This is a genomic window from Williamsia sp. Leaf354, assembly GCF_001424365.1.
GTDB lineage: Bacteria > Actinomycetota > Actinomycetes > Mycobacteriales > Mycobacteriaceae > Williamsia_A.
In genome coordinates, this window is sequence record NZ_LMPL01000002.1 from 473,518 (window position 1) to 493,074 (window position 19,557).

Sequence of the window (19,557 nt, forward strand, 5' to 3'; positions counted from 1 at the left end):
TGTTCGTGCTCTCATGCCGATCTTGGCATGAGTGATCGACGACACGCGATCGTCGCCACACCCGCCCGCGCGCCGCACACGGGAATCGCCGGTGGTGTCGCGGTCGTTGAGGTCGGTGACACCGACATCTCCCCGTCCGTTGGTCGCCGCGATTGTGGTGACCACCGTGGGCATGGGCGACAATGGACAGATGCGGCCGAGGGTCCAGCCCTCGTCGTCGCGATCACAGGAGGACAACCATGGACGAGAAGTCCACGCTGTACGAGCTCGAGTTCCCCGTGCCCCAGGTGGCGGGCGAGGAGGGAACCGGCCCGGTGCTGGTGCACGCCATGGAGGGATTCGCCGACGCCGGACACGCCGTCGCCCTGGCCGCCGAGCACCTGCGTGACAGCCTCGAGTCCGAGCTGGTCGCGACCTTCTCCGCCGACGAGCTGATCGACTACCGCTCGCGTCGCCCCACGATGACGTTCTCCGGCCAGGAGTTCACCGACGTCGACATGCCCGAACTGACGATCCACGCGATCCGCGACAACGCCGGGCGCCCGTTCCTGTTGCTCGCCGGTAACGAACCCGACCTGCGGTGGGAGCGTTTCGTCGAGGCGGTGCGCGGCTTGAGCGACCACTTCAACGTGTCGTCGGTGGTCGGTCTCAACGCCATCCCGATGGCGATCCCGCACACCCGTCCGTCGACCATCACCGCGCACGGGTCGGATGCGTCGATGCTCGGCGACCTCCCGCGGTGGGGCAGCCCGCTGAAGATCCCCGCGAGTGCGTCGATGCTCGTCGAGCTCCGTCTCGCCGAGCACGGGTACCCGACGGCCGGCCTGTCGGTCCACGTGCCGCACTACCTCTCGCAGGCTCAGTACCCCGGTGCGTCGGCGATGCTGATCGAGTCGTTGGCCACCGTCACCGGGCTCGATCTCCCCGTCGCCGCCCTGGAGAACGCCGCGGCGAAGGTGCGGGTGCAGATCGACTCCGAGGTGGAGGGCAACGCCGAGGTCGAGTCGGTCGTGTCGGCGTTGGAGAGCCAGTACGACGCGTTCACCTCGTCGGAGACCGAGAAGGCCTCCCTGCTCGCCGCCGATGAGTCGCTGCCCAGCGGTGACGAACTGGGCGCCGAGCTCGAGGCGTTCCTGGCCGATCAGACCGCGGGCGACGATGTCGATGTGGACGGCGCGCGACGCGAGCTGCCCGAGGACCACGACGGCCCGGACAGCCAGAACCCGACCCCGCCGACCGGAGACGGTGTCTGATCGCCGGACCCGCCACTCTCCCGACCCCGGCGTCCGCCGACGCCGACGACCTCTTCGACGCACTCGGTGAGTGGGTCTCCGCGCGCGGCATCTCGCTCTATCCCGCGCAGGAAGAGGCGCTGATCGAACTGGCCTCCGGTGCCAACGTGGTCCTGTCGACGCCCACCGGATCGGGGAAATCGCTCGTCGCGACCGGCGCCGCCTACTTCGCGCTCGGTCGAGGGCAACGCACGTTCTACACCGCCCCGATCAAGGCGCTCGTGAGCGAGAAGTTCTTCGACCTCTGCGCACAGTTCGGCGCGGAGAAGGTCGGCATGATGACCGGCGACGCCACGGTCAACCCGGGTGCGCCGATCATCTGCGCGACCGCCGAGGTGCTCGCGAACCTCGCGTTGCGCACCGGCGCCGACGCCGATGTCGGTCTCGTGGTGATGGACGAGTTCCACTACTACGGCGACACCGAGCGTGGCTGGGCGTGGCAGGTGCCGCTCATCGAGTTGCCGCACGCACAGTTCCTGCTCATGTCCGCGACGTTGGGCGACGTGTCCTTCTTCGTCGACGACCTCACCGAGCGCACGGGACGTCCGACGGCCGACATCAGCGGCACGCAACGACCGGTACCGCTGGACTACAGCTACGTGCTGACCGCGGTGCACGAGACCATCGAGCGGCTGATCGAGGCCGACCGCGCGCCGGTGTACGTCGTGCACTTCACCCAGCAGTCGGCCGTCGAACGTGCGCAGGCCCTGCTCAGCGCCAAGATCATCACCCGCGAACAGCGCGACGCGATCGCCGCCGAGATCGGCGACTTCCGCTTCTCCGCCGGCTTCGGTTCGACGCTGTCGAAGCTGGTGCGTGCGGGGATCGGCGTCCACCACGCGGGGATGCTGCCCCGCTACCGACGTCTCGTGGAACGGCTTGCGCAGCAGGGACTCCTGCGGGTCGTCGCCGGTACCGACACCCTCGGCGTCGGCATCAACGTCCCCATCCGCACGGTGCTGTTGACCGGGCTGACGAAGTACGACGGCGTCCGCACCCGCCATCTGCAGGCGCGTGAGTTCCACCAGATCGTCGGACGCGCGGGCCGAGCGGGCTACGACGATCGCGGTTACGTGGTGGCGCAGGCCCCCGAACACGACGTCGAGAACGCCCGGGCGACCGCCCGCGCGGGCGACGACCCGAAGAAGCTCAAGAAGATCCAGCGCAAGAAGGCGCCCGAGGGCTTCGTCTCATGGGGTGAACCCACTTTCGAACGGCTCATCGCCGCCCCGCCGGAGCCGCTGCGGTCGCATTTCCGTGTGTCGACCTCGATGGTCATCGACGTGATCGCCCGTCCCGCCAACTGTTTCACCGCCATGCGTCACCTGCTGGAGTGCAATCACGAGCCACGGGAGCGGCAGCGGCGACACATCCTGCGCGCCATCGAGATCTACCGCGGGTTGCTCACCGCAGGGCTGGTCGAGCCGATCGACCCGTGGACCGCCGAGCCCTCCGACACCCCCGGCGGCAAGACCGTCCGCCTCACCGCCGACCTGCCCGCCAACTTCGCGCTGTCGAATCCGTTGTCGTCGTTCGCGATCGCCGCTCTCGAACTCCTCGATCCCGCCGACCCGGGTTACGCGCTCGACGCCGTGTCGGTGATCGAGTCGATCGTGGAGGACCCGCGGCAGGTGTTACGGGCGCAGCGCTCGGCCGCCCGCGACGTCGCCATCGCCGAGATGAAGTCCGACGGCATCGAATACGAGGAGCGGATGGAGCTGCTCGAGGAGGTCGACCACCCCAAGCCGCTGGCCGACATGCTCGACGCCGCCTTCGAGATGTACCGACGCGGCCACCCGTGGGTGTCGGGCACTCCCCCGGCCCCGAAATCGATCGTGCGCGAGATGGTCGAGGGCGCCATGGGTTTCACCGATTTCGTGGGCACCTACAAGCTGGCGCGCAGCGAGGGTGTGGTGCTCCGCTACCTCACCGACGTGTACCGCTCGGCGCGACACGGGCTGCCGACCGCACTGCACACCCCCGAACTCGACGACCTCATCGAGTGGCTCGGGGACCTCGTCCGACGGGTCGACTCGAGTCTCATCGACGAGTGGGAGCAGTTGACTCATCCCGACGACACCGGCGACGGACGTGCGACTCCCCCGCCCATGGCGGGTCCGAACGTCCGCGCCCTGCGGGTCGGTGTGCGCAACCACATGTTCGCACTGGTCTCGGCGTTCGCGCGTCGCGACGTCGCGACCCTGTACCGCAAGCACCCCGACGTCGAGTGGCGCGACGACCTCGATGACTACTTCGACGAGTACGACGAGGTCGGGATGGGTCCCGACGCGCGGAGCCCGCAGCTGTTCACCCTCGACACCTCCGAGCAGCCGTGGCGGGTGCGACAGACGCTCGACGACCCCGAGGGTGATCACGGGTGGGCCATCACCGCCCTCGTCGACCTCCCCGATGTCGAGGCCGACGATGCCGATGGCGCGGTGTCCGACGGTCAACCGGTGATCCGCGACGTCGAGGTGGTCGCGGGCTGACGCGAATGCGGACCCACTCCGGGGTCTCAGGTATTGACAGCAGCCTGTCAAGACGACAGTGTGTTGTCATCTGTTGACCACGTCAGGAGTTCCCCATGAGCACCGCACCCCGCCCCGTCCTCCTCGCCATTTACGACACGCTCGCCGACTGGGAGTACGGACTCGCCAGCGCGCACATCAACTCCGGCGCCCACCAGGTCGACCCCGGTCGGTTCACCGTGGTCACCGTCGGGCTCATCGACGCGCCGATCCGCACCATGGGCGGGATGCGGGTCGTGCCCGACATCACGATCGACGAGGTCGACGAATCCACCACGGCCGCACTGATACTGCCCGGGGCGGAGGCGTTCTCCGCCGGCTACGGAGCGCAGTGGGCCGACCTCGCCGAGCGGCTCCTCGCCGTCGGCATCCCGGTCGCCGCGATCTGCGGGGCGACCTCGGCCCTCGCCCGCCACGGGCTGCTCGACCATCGCCCCCACACCAGCAACGCCGCAGAATATCTCGGCGCGCAGCCGGGATACCGCGGTGAGGAGTTCTACGTCGACGAGCTCGCGGTCACCGACGGCGACCTGATCACCGCGAGCGGCATCGCGCCGGCACACTTCGCGCGCGCCGTGCTCGCACGGCTCGGCCTCTACCGACCCGAGACGCTTGCGGCGTGGTTCGACCTCTATGAGAACCACGACCCGGCGGCCTACCCGCGCCTGATGGCCGAGTCCGCGTGACGCACCCCCAGAGGTTGCTGAGCGATTCCGCGCTGCTGGCGTTCCGACTCAACGGGCAGTTCCTCGCCCTCGCCGACGACCTCGCGGCGCCCGCCGGACTCACCGCGACGCGGTGGCAGGTGCTCGGGGCGGTGGTCTCCGAGCCACTCCCGGTGTCGCAGATCGCGCGCGACATGGGCATCACCCGGCAGAGCGTGCAACGCACCGCCGATCTGCTGGCGCACGACGGCCTCGTCGAGTATCTCCCGAACCCGGCACACCGTCGGGCCAAACTGGTCACCCCCACCGTCGAGGGACGGGAGGCGATGGCGCGCATCTCCCCCGGTCACGCCCGCGCCGCCGCACGGCTGACCGACGAGGTGGGGGCGCAGCGATGGGAGACCATCGTCGAGGGACTGCGCGCGCTGTCGGCGGCCCTCGACGCGATCGAGGACCGCCCGACCTGACCGGACGGAATGGGTGTTCGACCGAAGGTCAGACGAGTTCGTCGAGCCCGTCGGACATGCGCTGGGCCAGTTCGTGTGTCTGCTCGGTGGTCATCACGAACGCCGGCGAGATCTGCAGCGCTCCCGCGCCCGCTGCGCGTCCGCTCACACCGTGACGGCGCAGCGCGGTGACCGCGGCCGGCCCCTGGGCGGGGTCGGCCAACTGCACCGCCGCCACGGCCCCGATGCCGCTGCGCACCTCCGACACCACGGTGTGCTCGGCGAGCGGCGCGAGCGCGGTGTGCAGGTCGGACTCGAGTCGTCGTGCCTCGTCGAGCAACCCCTCGCGCTCGATGATGTCGAGGTTGGCCATCGCGGCCGCGGCCGCACCGGCGTGGCCGCCGTAGGTGTAGCCGTGGCGCCACCACACGCCGCCGGAGAAGAACGGCTCGGCGATGTGGGGGGCGACGAAGACCGCACCCATCGGCACGTAGCCCGAGGTGAGTCCTTTCGCGGTGGCCATCATGTCGGGCTGCAGGTCGAAACGCTGCGAGGCGAACCAGGACCCGCCGATGCGCCCGAAACCGGTGACGACCTCGTCGGCCACGAACAGCACGTCGTGGTCGCGGCAGATCTGGCGCACCTCGGTCAGGTACCCCTCCGGTGGGAGATAGATGCCGCCGGCACCGATGACGGGTTCGCAGAAGAACGCGGCCACGGAGTCGGGGCCGACGCGCTCCAGGAGTCCGAGCAGGCTCTTGGCGTCGTCCCACTCGACGGTGGCCGCGTCGGCCATCAGGGTGCCGTAGCCCTCCCGGTTCGGCGGCAGCCCCGACAGCGCGGTCCCCGCGACGTGCATCCCGTGGTAGGCCTTCGTGCGCCCGATGATCAGCGTTTTGTCCGGTCGACCCTTCTCGTGCCAGTACCGGCGGGCCAGTTTCGCCGCGGTGTCGATCGAGTCGCTGCCGCCGGAGGTGAAGAACACCTTGCTGTCCGCGATGGGCGCGATCCCGCCGAGTCGCTCGGCGAGCTCGATGGTGACCGCGGGCGCGACGTCACCGAAACCGGAGTAGTGCGCGAGAGTGCCGAGTTGGCGTGCCACCGCGTCGGCGATCTCGGTGCGACCGTGCCCGACGTTGGTGAACCACAGACCCGCGGTCGAGTCGATGTACTTGTTGTCGTCGGTGTCCCAGATGTGCACCCCCGAACCGCGAGCGATCGCGAACGGTCCGGAGGAGCTGACCGCCCCCATGTCGGCAAACCCATGCCACAGCGTCGACGTCATGGGCCAATCATGCCTGTCGCCCACCGGCGTGGCGGGGGCGCGGTCCCCTGTGGCGAGGAGTCGTCGCGCACACGGCGCGGGGCCCGACGCAGAGGGAACGAATATCGTAGGAGACATCATGTCCCGACCCCCTCGCGCGCGTTCGACCGACGACCGGTCGGCACGTCGCCGTCCGAACGGCCCCCGGGGTCCCCACACCGACTCGACGGCCACGCCATCCGAGCCACTCGTCATCGACGAGGACGAGGTCTCGATCGTCGATGCCCACCGGTTGCGGCGCCGCGTGTCCGGGGCGCGCGACGACCGTTCCCGCCACCGGCTGGCCGGTTCGATCGACGCGGCGCGGGGGCGTCTGGCCCGCAGGAAGACGCTCGTCCCGGAGCTGAGCTATCCCGACGAGCTGCCCATCTCGGGGGCGCGCGAGGAGATCGCGGCCGCGATCGCCGCCCACCAGGTCGTGGTCGTCGCCGGGGAGACCGGATCGGGCAAGACCACCCAGCTGCCCAAGATCTGTCTGGGCCTCGGGCGCGGCGTCCGCGGCGCGATCGGCCACACGCAGCCGCGCCGAATCGCCGCGCGCGCCGTGGCCACCCGCATCGCCGAGGAGACCGACACCGAGTTGGGCGCCGCCGTCGGGTTCGCCGTCCGTTTCGACGACCGGTCGGGCGCGGACACCCTCGTGAAGGTGATGACCGACGGCATCCTGCTGCGCGAGATCGGACGCGACCCGCTGCTGCTCGCCTACGACACGCTCATCATCGACGAGGCCCACGAGCGCAGCCTCAACATCGATTTAATCCTCGGCTTCCTCAAGCAGCTGCTGCCCCGCCGACCCGATCTCAAGGTCGTGATCACCTCGGCGACCATCGACCCCGGCCGCTTCGCCGAGCACTTCGCCACCCCGGACCATCCGGTCCCGGTCATCTCGGTCTCCGGCCGCACCTACCCGGTCGAGATCCGATACCGACCACGGGACGCCGAGACCGACGACGGCGACCCCGACGGCGACACCCGAGGCGGGGGCGACCACGACGACGTCGACCAGATCCAGGCGATCGACGCCGCGATCGGTGAACTCACCCGTGCCGGACCCGGCGACATCCTGGTGTTCCTGGCCACCGAGCGCGAGATCCGCGACACCGCTGACGCCCTGCGACGGCGCCTCGACGACCGTGTCGACATCCTCCCGTTGTTCTCACGGTTGTCGACCGGCGATCAGCAGAAGGTGTTCACCACCTCGCAGCGCCGACGGATCGTGTTGTCCACCAACGTCGCCGAGACCTCGCTCACCGTGCCCGGCATCCGCTACGTCGTCGACGCCGGCACCGCGCGCATCTCCCGGTACTCGTTGCGTACGAAGGTGCAGCGGCTGCCGATCGAACCCGTCTCGCAGGCCAGCGCGCGCCAGCGAGCCGGCCGGTGTGGACGCGTCGCCGACGGGATCTGCATCCGTCTGTACTCCGAGGAGGACTTCGACAGCCGCCCCGAGTTCACCGAACCGGAGATCCTGCGCACCAACCTCGCGTCGGTCATCCTCACGATGACCGCGCTGAATCTCGGTGACATCGCCGATTTCCCGTTCGTCGAGGCTCCCGACGCACGGTCGATCCGCGACGGGATCGGCCTCCTGGAGGAGCTCGGCGCCGTCGACGGGTCCGGCACCCGCCGCGGTCTGACCCCGGTGGGTCGCGACATCGCCGACCTGCCCATCGATCCCCGGTGGGCGCGCATGGTGGTCGCGGCGCACGAGAACGGCGCGCTGGCCGAGGTGCTCGTCATCGTCGCCGCCCTGTCGTTGCCCGACGTCCGCGAGCGTCCCACCGAGAAGCGACAGGCCGCCGACGAGTCGCATGCGCGGTTCGCCGTGGCGGGGTCGGACTTCCTGTCGATCCTCGCGCTGTGGCGACACCTCGAACAGATGCGGGATGAGCTGTCGAACAACCAGTTCCGCAAGCGGTGTGAACGCGAGTTCCTGCACTGGCTCCGGATCCGCGAATGGCGGGAGCTGGTGCGACAACTCGAACGCATCACCGCCGACAAGGGATGGACACCCAACACCTCCGACGCGTCGCCCACCGCGGTGCACCAGTCACTGCTCGCCGGGTTGCTCGGACACATCGGCGTCCGCGACGGCGACACCCGCGAGTTCCTCGGCGCCCGCGGAACCCGGTTCGTGGTGTTCCCGGGGTCGCCGCTGGCCAAGAAGCCGCCGCGTTTCGTGATGGCCGGTGAGGTGGTGGAGACCTCGCGGTTGTTCGCGCGCACGGTCGCGGGCATCGAACCCGAGTGGGCCGAGAAGATCGCCGGACCGCTGGTGAAACGTTCGTACAGTGAGCCGCACTGGTCGTCGAAGCGGGGTTCGGCGATGGCCTACGAGCGCGTCACGCTCTACGGCGTACCCCTCGTCGCGCACCGCGCGGTCCCGTTCGGCCGGGTCGATCCCGAGACATCGCGGGACCTGTTCATCCGGCACGCGCTGGTCGAGGGTGACTGGCGCTCCCGACACCCCTTCTTCGACCGCAACCGGGCCCTGCTCGAGGACGCCCGTGACCTCGAGCACCGTGCGCGCCGCGGCGACCTCGTCATCGACGACGACCAGCTCTTCGACTTCTACGACCAACGCATAGGTCGAGAGGTCGTGTCGGCGGCCCATTTCGACACCTGGTGGAAGTCCGCGCGCCGCGGGGACCCCGAACTGCTCGACCTCACCCCCGACACGGTCGCCGACACCGACGCGGTCTCGGCGACGGAGTTCCCCGACCGGTGGCAGCAGGGCGAGGCGCACCTCGATCTGACCTATCAGTTCTCGCCCGGCGCCGAACGCGACGGGGTCACCGTCCACATCCCCCTCGCCCTGCTGCCGCGGGTCCGTCCGTCGGGCTTCGACTGGCTGGTCCCCGGACTGCGCACCGAGCTGGCCGTGGCGATGGTGCGGAGCCTCCCCAAATCGGTGCGCAGGCGGCTCGGTCCCGCCGCCGATGTCGGGGCTGCGGCCATGGCCGCACTCACCCCGCGCAGCGAACCGGTCGCCGTCGGTCTGGCGCGTGAGGTGAGTCGCCAGACCGGTGTCGCGGTGTCGCCGAACGATTTCGACCCGACCACGTTGCCCCGCCATCTGCGCATGACCTATGCCGCGGTCGCCAACGACGGATCGGTGGTCGCCACCGCCGAGTCGCTCGCCGAGCTGCGCGACGCCGTCGGGGGATCGGCGCCCGCGGCGCCGCGGCGTGGTGTCTCGACGTCCCGGGGCGGTGCGTCCGCCGCACCTGCGCCGCCGCCGATCACCGAGTGGACGGCCGCCACCATCGGGACCATCGCACCGTCGGTCGTGGAAACCGTCGCCGGTCAGCAGGTCACGAGCCATCCGTGCCTGCTGGTGGTCGACGGCGGTGTCGTGCGGGCGGTCGCGACCACCGCCGCCGAGGCCGACCTGCAGACCCACCGGGCCATCCGACGGCTGCTCGAGATCTCGATCCCCGTCCTCAAGCCCTCGGCCACCGGCCGGCTACCCGTCGCGGCGCGGTTGGCGTTGTCGCAGAGTCCCTACCGCTCGACCGAGGACCTGCTGCGTGACTGCACACGGGCGGCCATCGGCGATCTCACGGGGTCGACCGGCACGGTGCGCGACCCCGCCGCGTTCGCGGCGCTCCGGGCGTCGGTTGCCCGTGACACCCCGGCGGTCGCCCACGCCGCACTGGCAACCGCGGCCGACGTGCTGATTCGCGTCGCTCCGATACGGGCGGAACTCGACCGCCTCCGCTCGGGAGCTGCCGTCGCCGACATCACGCGCCAGCTCGACGATCTCGTGTTCGACGGGTTCATCGCCGCCACCGACGCCGAGCACCGCGCGCGTGTCGCGGTGTATCTCGACGCCATCCTCGTGCGATCGGCGCGCCTGCCCGCTGCGTCGGCGACCGACGCCCGGGCGATGGAATCGTTGGACCGCGTCCTCGACAGGTGGGCCGAGGTGGTCGAGAGAGCGACGCCGGCACGGCGTGTCACGCTCGGGGAGCAGATCCACTGGATGGTGGAGGAACTGCGCATCGGGCTGTTCGCCGAGCGCATCCGGCCCGCCTATCCGGTGTCGGAGCAGCGGATCCTACGTGCGATCGACGGCCTCGCCCGCGGAGCCGACGGAGGCGGTGGCGGCGCGCGACGGTGACGACCGCAGGTCGTCGATCTCGCGCTGGAAGTCGTCGACGGACTCGAACGACCGGTAGACCGAGGCGAAGCGCAGGTAGGCGACCTCGTCGAGTTCACGCAGCGGCCCGAGGATCGCCAATCCCACCTCGTTGCTGGGGATCTCGGCCGAACTCGAGGCACGGACGGCGTCCTCGACCTGCTGGGCCAGCAGCCGCAACCGGTCCTCGTCGACGGCACGGCCCTGGCACGCGCGACGGACGCCGAGCATCACCTTCTCGCGGCTGAACGGCTCGGTCACCCCGTTGCGCTTCACGACAGCGAGCACCGCGCTCTCCACCGTGGTGAACCGACGGCCGCAGTTCGAGCACGAACGGCGGCGGCGGATGGCCTGACCCTCGTCGGCAACACGCGAGTCGACCACTCGGGTGTCCTCGTGCTTGCAGAAGGGGCAGTGCATCGACGTGTCCTCGAACCTGATCCGCGGGCGACGCGCGTCGAGGACGGACCCCGGGGCGTCACAGGGTCCGATGTGGACCCACGGTCGCGAGGATACCGACCCGGGTCGAGCGTCACACACCGGTCAGTTCCGGTAGAGCGGTGCGAGCAGCGGTTGGCCCGCGGTGAGGGCCGATCCGCTCATGTGGTTGAGCTCCCTGATGTCGGCGACGACCGCCGACGTCGACCGGTCCGGGGCGACGCGCTGCGCGAGCTCGCCCAGCGACTCCCCGCCACGGACGTGGACCACCGAGGTACCGGCGATCGGCGCGGCCGTCGAGTCGGTGGCGGCCGCCCCACCGATGACGACCGCCCACACCGCGATCGCGAGGGCGATGCCGGCGACGATGGCCGCGCCCCATCCGATGGGGGCGGGCCGGCGCGACACCGGTGCGTGGCGGCGTCCGTCGGCGCACACGACGCCCGCGGGGCGCGCCGCGACCGGCCGACCCGAGGGGCGGCGGCGTGCGGGCACGGGGCGCGGCGCCGGACGCGGCGCGCGCTCGACCGTGGCTCCGGCGGGCCGGTGACCCGCGTGTGCGGTGGTGCTGCTGTGACGCGTGAGAGTCTGATTCATGACGTGCTCCTCATCGACCAGACGTTCGAGTGAACGTGTGTTCGATTTGTATCACGCACCTCCGACAATGTCCCGACACGGTCGAACAAATGTTTGAAAGTTGTTATCTGCTGCACTACTGTCCCAGGTGACAGCAGGTCCGCGCGTCATCCGAACCGTTCGAACAGACCGGTCGGGAGCGGGCCGCGACAGGAGGGACACCGTGTCCGACACCACCGTCACCACCACCGACTTCGCCGACGGCCCGATCAGCGAGGCCGATCTGACGCCTCGGCAGGCGAAGGTGCTCGAGGTCATCCGTGCGTCGGTCCGCGAGCGCGGCTATCCCCCGAGCATCCGCGAGATCGGCGACGCGGTCGGCCTCAACTCCACCTCGTCGGTCGCCCATCAGCTCCGCACACTGGAGCGCAAGGGCTTCCTCAAACGCGACGCGAACCGCCCCCGCGCGGTCAACGTCCAGGACGCCGATCCCGGTGACGGCGGGGGGTCGGATGCACTCTCGCTGCCGACCCCGACCTTCGTCCCGGTCCTCGGCCGGATCGCGGCCGGCGGGCCCATCCTCGCCGAGGAGGCCGTCGAGGAGGTCTTCCCACTCCCCCGCGAACTCGTCGGCGACGGTGCGCTCTTCCTGCTCCGGGTGGTCGGTGAGTCGATGATCGACGCCGCCATCTGCGACGGCGACTGGGTGGTAGTCCGCCAGCAGAACGTCGCCGACAACGGCGACATCGTCGCGGCGATGATCGACGGCGAGGCCACGGTGAAGACCTTCAAGCGCACCGACGGACACGTGTGGCTGATGCCCCACAACCCGCAGTTCGACCCCATCCCGGGAGACGAGGCGGCCATCCTTGGCAAGGTCGTCACCGTCATGCGTCGCCTCTGATCGACTGCACACACCCCGCAGATCCCATCTGACCACGCCGCGTGTCACACTGAGCTCCCCGTTCGGCGGACGACAGGAGAAGTGATGGGCACGCAGCGATTGGTCCTGGACGGGGCGGTGGTCATCGTGACCGGCGCCGCGGGCGGCATCGGGCGAGAGGTCGTCCGTGAGGTGCATCGTCGCGGTGCCCGGGTGGTCGCACTCGACCTGGTCCAGGCGGCGGTCGACGACGCCGTCCGCGGACTCGATCCCGACCGCGTGCTCGCGGCACGCGCCGACGTCACGGTCCCCGCAGACCTGTCCGACGCGGTCGATCGTGCCGTTGCGCGATGGGGACGGATCGACGTGGTGTTCGCCAATGCCGGTATCTCCAGCGGAGATTCGGCCGACACCGTGGCCAGCGTGGCCGACGGCGTGTTCGAGCGCGTCATCGGCGTCAACCTGATGGGTGTGTGGAACACGGTGCGGGCGGCACTCCCCCACATCATCGACTCCCGGGGGCATGTCCTCGTCACCTCGTCGACATACGCCTACCTCAACGGGATGGTGAACGCGCCCTACGCGGCATCGAAAGCCGCCGTCGAGCAGATTGGACGCGCGTTGCGCAGCGAGCTCGCGGCCCACGGCGCGACGGCCGGGGTGCTCTACCCCGGATGGGTCGCGACCCCCATCGCCGACGTCGCCTTCGGCAAAGACCAGCTGGCCACCGCGCTGATCAAGCGGGCCTTCCCACGTCCGCTGCTCACGCCGATCAAGCCCCGACGCGTCGGGCTGGCGGTAGCCGACGGGATCGAGGCCCGGTCACCGCGCATCCAGGTGCCACGCCGGTGGATCCCGGTGTCCGCCCTGCGCGGGATCGTCAACCCGCTGTCGGATGCCGCCCTGCACCGTGATCCGACCATGATCGGCCTCGTGCGTGAGGTGGAGGACCGGGCTCACCGGCGGTGAGCCCGACCGGTCGCCGTCAGGCGTGCAGGGCCGCCGCCGCGGCGGCCCGTGCGTCTGCCGGATCTGCGGTGGCCAGCGCCGCCTGCGCCGCGGCCCGGCACTGCGCAGTGCTCACCTGACCCAGCGCCGCACCCACCCCCGCGGCGGCCGCGGGTGCGCTCGACAGTGACGTGGCGCCCATGCCCACCAGCACACAGGCGAGCAACGGGTCGGCGGCGGCCTCACCACACACGCCGACGGACTTGCCGGTCGCCGAACCCGCTGAGGCGACCATGTTGATCAGTGCGAGGACGGCGGGCTGCCACGGGTCGGTGAGGTAGGCCAGTTCGGCCGACATGCGGTCGGCCGCCATCGTGTACTGCGTGAGGTCGTTGGTGCCGATCGACACGAAGTCGACCTCGGCGAGGATCGACGGCGCGAGCAGTGCGGCCGAGGGGATCTCGATCATCACCCCGGCGATGAGGCCCCGGGCACGCACCTTCGCCGCGAAGTCACGCGCCTCGGTCGCGGTGGCCACCATCGGGGCCATCACCCACGGGGACGAGCCGGTGGCCTCGGCGGCGGCCGCGATGGCGTCGAGCTGCCGATCGAGCAGACCCGGGTTGCCGAACGCCACCCGCAGACCGCGCACACCGAGCGCGGGGTTGGCCTCGGTTCCGTTGTCGGCGAACAGGAGCGGCTTGTCGGAGCCGGCGTCGAGGGTGCGGATCACGATCTTCGCGTCGGGCTCCCCCGCGGAGGGGACGAACGCTTCGATGACCTCGCGGTAGAGCGCGGTCTGCTCGGCGGCGTCGGGCTCCTTCGCGCGGTCGAGGAAGGCCAACTCGGTACGGAACAGCCCGATGCCCTGGACCGGGAAGTCGGTCGCGGAGCGCGCAGATGTCCCGTCCTGGACGTTGGCGAGGATCGACACGTCGAGTCCGTCGGCGGTGCGTCCCGGTCCGTTCCAGCGCGACACCAACTCCGCGGCGTCGCGAGACCGGGCGACGGCGGTGCGGGCGGTCTCGGCGTCGGGACCGACGGTGACGGTGCCGGCCTCCCCGTCGAGCATCACCGGGGTGCCCGCGGCGACCGAGGTCAGGGCACCGACCGCGACGACACACGGAATCCCCAACTGGCGGGCGATGATCGCGGTGTGGCTGGTCGGTCCGCCCAGACGCGTGGCGAGGCCCCGCACGAGGGCGGGGTCGAGCCCGGAGGTGTCGGCCGGAGCGAGGTCGTCGGCGAAGAGGATGACCTCGTGGTCGGGCTGGGCCAGGCCGGGTTCCGGGTCACCGGCGAGTTCGGCGAGCACACGATCGCGCACGTCGAGCAGGTCGGTCACCCGCTCGGCCATGAGACCGCCGAGCTTGGTGAACATGGCGACGAACTGTTCGGTGGCGTCGACCGCGGCGTTCGGTGCAGGTGATCCCGCGCGGATGAGCTTCTCCGCCGAGGAGATCCAACCGCGGTCCTGTGCGAGGGCGGCGGTTGCCGAGAGGACCTCCGAGGCCACCCCGGTGCCCGCGGAAGCACGGGCACGCAGGCGGTCGGCGACGGCCGCCGCCGCGGCGACGAACCGCGCGCACTCGGCCTCCACATCCGCCGGTGGGGTCCCCGGGCCCGGCAGGGCCGGCCGCTCACCGGGCCACATCACCGGCGCGAAGGCCACACCGGACACCACGGGGGTGCCGGTGAGGACCGTCGGGGCGGCGGGATCGGTGGAGGTGGTCACGTCCGCCGAGGAGAGGTCGTTCGCTGTCGCGTGGGGAGCCATGGGGTGCCTATCGATCGTTGCTGTCGGCCGATCATCCGCCGCGGCGTCCGATGTGGACTCTCGACGAGGTGATTGTCATTGCGGTGCTGCTGTGTGACTCAAATTACAAGAAAAGCTTGACTTGTCAACACATCCAGGCGTAAACACAACGATATCAACATTCAAAGCCACACATTCCAACCGAAACGGGGACGCGTGTACGCCGAAGAGCGACAGCAGGCCATCGCCGACCAGGTACTCGCCCACGGTCGCGCGTCGGTGACCGCGCTGGCCGAGGAATTCGATGTCACCAGCGAGACCGTGCGTCGCGATCTCGCCTCGCTCGAGCGGGCCGGATTCCTGCGTCGCGTACACGGCGGCGCCGTCCCGGTCGACGCCGTGCGGGTCACCGAGCTCGGTGTCGCCGAGCGCGCCGATGCCCATCCCGACGAGAAGGAGCGCATCGGCACAGCCGCGTGTCGCTTCGTGCCGTCCGACGGCGGCAGCCTGGTCATCGACGCGGGCACCACCACCGTGCAGGCCGCCGCCCGGCTGCCGCGCGATCGAGCGCTCACCGTGTTCACCAACTCGCTGCCCGTCGCCGCGTCGGTGGCCGATCACCCGGGCGCGCAGTTGCACTTCCTCGGCGGTCGCATCCGCGGGCTCACCCAGGCCGCGGTCGGACCCGCCCCCATCACCGCACTCGCCTCGTTCCGCGTCGATGTCGCGTTCATCGGCACCAACGGCATCACCGAACGCCACGGGCTGTCGACACCCGACCCCGACGAGGGTGCGGTGAAGTCGGCGATGATCGCCGCCGCCAATCGTGTTGTCGTGTTGGCGGATTCCTCCAAGCTCGGCGCCGAGGACATGACGCGCTTCGCCGGCCTCGAGGAGGTCGACGTCCTCATCACCGACGACGGCATCGACCCGGGCTTCTCCGCGCAGCTGTCCGCGCGCGGTGTCGAGGTCGTGATCGCATGATCGTCACCGTCACCGCCAATCCCAGCGTCGACCGCACCATCGTGCTCCCCGGAGAACTGGTCCGCGGATCGGTCATCCGCGCCGCCGACGCGCGTGTCGAGCCCGGGGGCAAGGGCGTCAACGTCTCCCGCGCCGTGCAGATGGCCGGCGCGGCGACCACCGCGATCCTGCCCGCACGCGCCGGCGATCCGTTGCTCGTGGGACTCGACGCCGTGGGGCTCGTCCACCGCACCGTCGACGTCGCCGTCGACGTCCGCAGCAATCTCACCATCACCGAACCCGACGGCACCACGACCAAGCTCAACCTGCCCGGCGCGGTGATGTCGCCGTCCGAGCTCGCCGAGATGACCCGCCTGGTTTTGGACTCCGCCTCGACCGCGACCTGGGTGGCGCTGTGCGGATCGCTCCCGCCGGGGGTGCCCGACAACTGGTACGCCGACCTCGCCGACCAGCTGGCGTCGATGCCCTGCCGGGTCGCGGTGGACACCTCGGGGACGCCATTGACCGCAGTGCGCGCGGCCATGCCCGGGGTGTCGGTGGATCTCATCAAGCCCAACAGCGAGGAACTCTGCGAGATCACCGGCGCAGATCTCGATTCCCTGGAACGGGCCGCCGACGCCGGCGACTTCGGTCCCACCCACGACGCGGCGCGCGCCCTGCACGACCTCGCCGGCTGCGCGGTCCTCGCGACACTGGGTGCGGCCGGCGCGATGCTGGTGACCGAGACCGGCGCCTGGCGCGCCACACCCCCGCCGATGATCCCTGTGAGCACCGTCGGGGCCGGTGACGCCACCCTGGCCGGTTACCTTCTCGCCACCCTCGACGACGCCTCCCCGGCCGACGCCCTGCGTCGTGCCGTCGCCTACGGATCGGCGGCGGCGGGGCTCGCCGGCACCCAACCACCCCGACCCACCGACCTCGCACTGTCCGCGGTGCGCGTGAGCGAGGTGGCGACACCCCACGCGGTGTGAGGCCCTCGCGCCGCATCCCTTGACCCGACCACCCGCTTCACCGAACAACCAGAAGTCGACCAGCCTCCACCGTGGAGGCTCCCATCGAGAAAAGGCACAACGATGTCCGACACCCATATCGGCACCGCCCCGACCGGGGCGCCCGAATCCGCCGATCCACCGCAGATCATCGAGGCCGCGACCGTCGCCCTCGACGTCGCCGCCGGATCGGACAACCAGGCGGTGATCACCTACCTCGCCGACCTCCTGGTCCGCAGCGGCCGGGCCACCGACGCCGACACCCTGGTGAGCGCGGCGATGGCGCGGGAGGCCCAGTCGGCCACCGGCCTTCCCGGCGGGATCGCGATCCCCCACTGCCGCACCGAGTCCGCGGTGCGCGCGAGCCTGGCCTTCGCCCGTCTCGCGCCGCCGGTCGATTTCGGCGCCACCGACGCCCCCGCCGATCTGGTGTTCCTGATCTCGGCGCCCGCCTCGGGCGGCTCCGAGCACATGAAGCTGCTCAGCGCACTGGCCCGCGCCCTCGTCCGTCCCGACTTCGTCGCGAAGCTGCGTGCCGCGTCCGACGCGGACGCCGTGGTCGCCCTCGTGTCCGAGGTCGTCACCCCGGCGGCGCCGAAGGCCCCTGCTGCGACAGGCACCGCAACCGCGGGCGCTGCGGCGACCGCCGCGGTCGCGACCTCGGCCGGCACCACCCCGCCCGCCGCGACCGGTTCGGCGGCTGCCACGACCGTCGTGGCCATCACCGCCTGCCCGACCGGCATCGCGCACACCTACATGGCCGCCGACGCCCTCACCTACGCCGCGCAGCGCGCCGATGTGGACTTCGTCGTCGAGACCCAGGGGTCGTCGAAGACGACCGCCATCGATCCCGCCGTCATCGCCCGGGCCGACGCCGTCATCTTCGCCACCGACGTGGGTGTGAAGGGCCGGGAGCGTTTCGCCGGCAAGCCCGTCATCGAGTCGGGGACCAAGCGCGCCATCAACGAGCCCGACACCATGATCGCCGAGGCCGTCGCCGCGGCGAAGGACCCGAACGCCAAGCGTGTGGGCGGCTCGGCCGCAGCGGCCGACGCCGGCGCATCGGCAGGCTCGAGCGAGCTCGGCTGGGGCACACGCACCCGGCAGATCCTGCTGACCGGTGTCAGCTACATGATCCCGTTCGTCGCCGCGGGCGGCCTGCTCATCGCACTGGGCTTCCTGCTCGGCGGATACGAGATGGCGCTCAAGCCCGACGGCGCCACCGATCCCCTGGGTGCGACGATCGCGCTCAGCAACAGCCTCACCAACCTGCCGTCGGGCGGGTTCGCCCAGTACCTCGGTGGCGTGTTCTTCGAGATCGGGTCGCTGGCGTTCTTCTTCCTGGTGCCCGCGTTGGCCGGCTACATCGCCTTCGCGATCGCCGACCGTCCCGGTCTGGCTCCCGGTTTCACCGCCGGCTACATCGCCTCGGTCGTCGGCGCCGGCTTCATCGGCGGCCTCGTCGGTGGTCTCATCGCCGGCTTCGTGGCCCTGTGGATCAGCCGGATCCCGTTGCCGCAGTGGGCGCGTGGACTCATGCCCGTCGTCATCATCCCGCTGCTGGCCACACTGATCACCGGCGCGCTGATGTTCATGGTGCTCGGACGCCCGCTGAAGTGGATCACCACCTCGCTGCAGGACGCGCTGTCGAACATGTCCGGCAGCTCGGTCATCATCCTCGGCATCATCCTGGGTCTCATGATGTGCTTCGACCTCGGCGGTCCGGTCAACAAGGCCGCCTATGCCTTCGCGGTCCAGGGGCTCGCGATCGGTGGCTCGGCCGACCTCCGGATCATGGCGACGGTGATGTGCGCCGGCATGGTCCCGCCGCTGGCCATGGCGCTCGCGACCACGATCCGTCCGAAGCTCTTCACCGAGCCCGAGCGGGAGAACGGCAAGGCCGCATGGCTGCTCGGAGCGTCGTTCATCTCCGAGGGCGCGATCCCGTTCGCCGCGGCCGACCCGCTGCGGGTGATCCCGTCCATGATGGCCGGCGGTGCCGTCACCGGCGCGCTGACCATGGCATTCGACGTCGGTCTGCGTGCCCCCCACGGCGGCATCTTCGTGTTCTTCGCGATGAGCAACGTGTTGGGCTTCCTCATCTCGCTCGCAGCGGGCACGATCGTCGGAGCCGTTCTCGTGGTCGCGGCCAAGCAGATGCGGTCCAAGCCGGTCGTCGCGACGTCCGAGGTCGCCCTCGGCGCTCCCGTCCCCGCGTGATCTCCTCCCACCCGACACCTCCACACAGAAGGAACTGAACATGCCCAGTACCACCATCGCCGTCGGGTCCGCCGTCGGACTGCACGCCCGTCCTGCCACGATCATCGCCGAGGCCGTCGCCGCGGCCGGCTCGGCGGTCACCCTGGCCGTCGAGGGCGGCGAGCCCGTGGACGCCGGTTCGGCGCTGATGATCATGACCCTCGGCGCCGAGAAGGGCACCCAGGTCGTGGTCAGTGCCGACGATCAGGCCACGCTCGACGAGATCGCCGGACTGGTCGGCAAGGATCTCGACGCCGAATAGATCGTCGACAGAGCAGAACGGGCAACGGCCGGTGGGACATCCCACCGGCCGTTGCTCTGTCTGTCG

At 70.5% G+C, this 19,557-nt stretch carries 15 protein-coding genes; 11 read left to right on the top strand and 4 right to left on the bottom strand.

Going from position 1 to position 19,557, the window contains the following annotated elements:
• Positions 1 to 239 precede the first annotated feature (239 nt).
• From ASG12_RS10295 to ASG12_RS10310, 4 genes are all read left to right on the top strand, one after another.
• Positions 240 to 1,253, top strand: coding sequence for a proteasome assembly chaperone family protein (locus ASG12_RS10295; RefSeq protein WP_055788855.1), 1,014 nt, complete (start codon positions 240 to 242; stop codon positions 1,251 to 1,253).
• On the top strand, positions 1,253 to 3,781 hold the full coding sequence (locus tag ASG12_RS10300; protein WP_055788857.1) for a DEAD/DEAH box helicase: 2,529 nt from the start codon (positions 1,253 to 1,255) through the stop codon (positions 3,779 to 3,781). The genes ASG12_RS10295 and ASG12_RS10300 overlap by 1 nt, the downstream gene beginning before the upstream one ends.
• A gap of 95 nt (positions 3,782 to 3,876) precedes the next feature.
• The gene (locus tag ASG12_RS10305; RefSeq protein ID WP_055788860.1) at positions 3,877 to 4,506 is read left to right on the top strand and encodes a DJ-1/PfpI family protein; all 630 of its coding nucleotides are present in this window, start codon (positions 3,877 to 3,879) and stop codon (positions 4,504 to 4,506) included.
• On the top strand, positions 4,503 to 4,952 hold the full coding sequence (locus ASG12_RS10310; protein WP_055788863.1) for a MarR family winged helix-turn-helix transcriptional regulator: 450 nt from the start codon (positions 4,503 to 4,505) through the stop codon (positions 4,950 to 4,952). Before ASG12_RS10305 ends, ASG12_RS10310 begins: the two co-directional genes overlap by 4 nt.
• 28 nt (positions 4,953 to 4,980) lie before the next feature.
• Here the strand turns inward: ASG12_RS10310 and ASG12_RS10315 are convergent, their stop codons facing one another.
• Positions 4,981 to 6,216: an aminotransferase family protein gene (locus ASG12_RS10315; RefSeq protein ID WP_055788865.1), complete on the bottom strand. Its 1,236-nt coding sequence runs from the start codon at positions 6,214 to 6,216 to the stop codon at positions 4,981 to 4,983.
• A 118-nt stretch (positions 6,217 to 6,334) separates the two neighbouring features.
• On the opposite strand from ASG12_RS10315, the gene hrpA reads away from it, so the two are divergent.
• Positions 6,335 to 10,378, top strand: coding sequence for an ATP-dependent RNA helicase HrpA (hrpA, locus tag ASG12_RS10320; RefSeq protein WP_082501845.1), 4,044 nt, complete (start codon positions 6,335 to 6,337; stop codon positions 10,376 to 10,378).
• Here hrpA and nrdR read toward each other — a convergent pair.
• Positions 10,316 to 10,816 (bottom strand): transcriptional regulator NrdR, encoded by a 501-nt coding sequence (nrdR, locus tag ASG12_RS10325; protein ID WP_055789522.1) that lies wholly within the window; start codon positions 10,814 to 10,816, stop codon positions 10,316 to 10,318. The two genes, hrpA and nrdR, sit on opposite strands and share 63 nt — an antisense overlap.
• Positions 10,817 to 10,939: 123 nt before the next feature.
• Positions 10,940 to 11,431, bottom strand: a complete 492-nt coding sequence (locus ASG12_RS22090; RefSeq protein ID WP_055788867.1) for a LysM peptidoglycan-binding domain-containing protein — start codon at positions 11,429 to 11,431, stop codon at positions 10,940 to 10,942.
• A gap of 202 nt (positions 11,432 to 11,633) precedes the next feature.
• Between ASG12_RS22090 and lexA the strand changes: the two genes are divergently transcribed.
• Positions 11,634 to 12,314: a transcriptional repressor LexA gene (lexA, locus tag ASG12_RS10335; RefSeq protein ID WP_045822532.1), complete on the top strand. Its 681-nt coding sequence runs from the start codon at positions 11,634 to 11,636 to the stop codon at positions 12,312 to 12,314.
• 84 nt (positions 12,315 to 12,398) lie between these two features.
• Positions 12,399 to 13,262 (top strand): SDR family NAD(P)-dependent oxidoreductase, encoded by an 864-nt coding sequence (locus ASG12_RS10340; RefSeq protein WP_055788869.1) that lies wholly within the window; start codon positions 12,399 to 12,401, stop codon positions 13,260 to 13,262.
• 16 nt (positions 13,263 to 13,278) lie between these two features.
• Here the strand turns inward: ASG12_RS10340 and ASG12_RS10345 are convergent, their stop codons facing one another.
• Positions 13,279 to 15,018 carry a putative PEP-binding protein gene (locus ASG12_RS10345; protein ID WP_082501846.1) on the bottom strand — a complete coding sequence of 580 codons (1,740 nt, stop codon included), beginning with the start codon at positions 15,016 to 15,018 and terminating at the stop codon, positions 13,279 to 13,281.
• 195 nt (positions 15,019 to 15,213) lie between these two features.
• On the opposite strand from ASG12_RS10345, the gene ASG12_RS10350 reads away from it, so the two are divergent.
• The 4 genes from ASG12_RS10350 (at position 15,214) to ASG12_RS10365 (ending at position 19,491) form a co-directional block, all read left to right on the top strand.
• Complete coding sequence (locus ASG12_RS10350) at positions 15,214 to 15,981, top strand: DeoR/GlpR family DNA-binding transcription regulator (protein WP_055788872.1); 768 nt, start codon at positions 15,214 to 15,216, stop codon at positions 15,979 to 15,981.
• Entirely contained in the window at positions 15,978 to 16,952 is a 975-nt protein-coding gene (locus ASG12_RS10355) for a 1-phosphofructokinase family hexose kinase (RefSeq protein ID WP_055788875.1), read from the top strand. The genes ASG12_RS10350 and ASG12_RS10355 overlap by 4 nt, the downstream gene beginning before the upstream one ends.
• A gap of 102 nt (positions 16,953 to 17,054) precedes the next feature.
• Positions 17,055 to 19,190 (top strand): PTS fructose transporter subunit IIABC, encoded by a 2,136-nt coding sequence (locus ASG12_RS10360; protein ID WP_082501847.1) that lies wholly within the window; start codon positions 17,055 to 17,057, stop codon positions 19,188 to 19,190.
• Positions 19,191 to 19,230: 40 nt separating this feature from the next.
• The gene (locus ASG12_RS10365) at positions 19,231 to 19,491 is read left to right on the top strand and encodes an HPr family phosphocarrier protein (RefSeq protein ID WP_045822527.1); all 261 of its coding nucleotides are present in this window, start codon (positions 19,231 to 19,233) and stop codon (positions 19,489 to 19,491) included.
• The last annotated feature ends 66 nt before the right edge of the window (positions 19,492 to 19,557 follow it).

What these genes read in the sequence shown, in the direction of transcription:
- ASG12_RS10345 (WP_082501846.1), bottom strand. Translation starts at nt 15,018, where the DNA reads ATGGCTCCCCACGCGACAGCGAACGACCTCTCCTCGGCGGACGTGACC.
- ASG12_RS10365 (WP_045822527.1), top strand. Translation starts at nt 19,231, where the DNA reads ATGCCCAGTACCACCATCGCCGTCGGGTCCGCCGTCGGACTGCACGCC.
- ASG12_RS10340 (WP_055788869.1), top strand. Translation starts at nt 12,399, where the DNA reads ATGGGCACGCAGCGATTGGTCCTGGACGGGGCGGTGGTCATCGTGACC.
- hrpA (WP_082501845.1), top strand. Translation starts at nt 6,335, where the DNA reads ATGTCCCGACCCCCTCGCGCGCGTTCGACCGACGACCGGTCGGCACGT.
- ASG12_RS10295 (WP_055788855.1), top strand. Translation starts at nt 240, where the DNA reads ATGGACGAGAAGTCCACGCTGTACGAGCTCGAGTTCCCCGTGCCCCAG.
- ASG12_RS10360 (WP_082501847.1), top strand. Translation starts at nt 17,055, where the DNA reads ATGTCCGACACCCATATCGGCACCGCCCCGACCGGGGCGCCCGAATCC.
- nrdR (WP_055789522.1), bottom strand. Translation starts at nt 10,816, where the DNA reads ATGCACTGCCCCTTCTGCAAGCACGAGGACACCCGAGTGGTCGACTCG.
- ASG12_RS22090 (WP_055788867.1), bottom strand. Translation starts at nt 11,431, where the DNA reads ATGAATCAGACTCTCACGCGTCACAGCAGCACCACCGCACACGCGGGT.
- ASG12_RS10315 (WP_055788865.1), bottom strand. Translation starts at nt 6,216, where the DNA reads ATGACGTCGACGCTGTGGCATGGGTTTGCCGACATGGGGGCGGTCAGC.
- ASG12_RS10305 (WP_055788860.1), top strand. Translation starts at nt 3,877, where the DNA reads ATGAGCACCGCACCCCGCCCCGTCCTCCTCGCCATTTACGACACGCTC.
- ASG12_RS10355 (WP_055788875.1), top strand. Translation starts at nt 15,978, where the DNA reads ATGATCGTCACCGTCACCGCCAATCCCAGCGTCGACCGCACCATCGTG.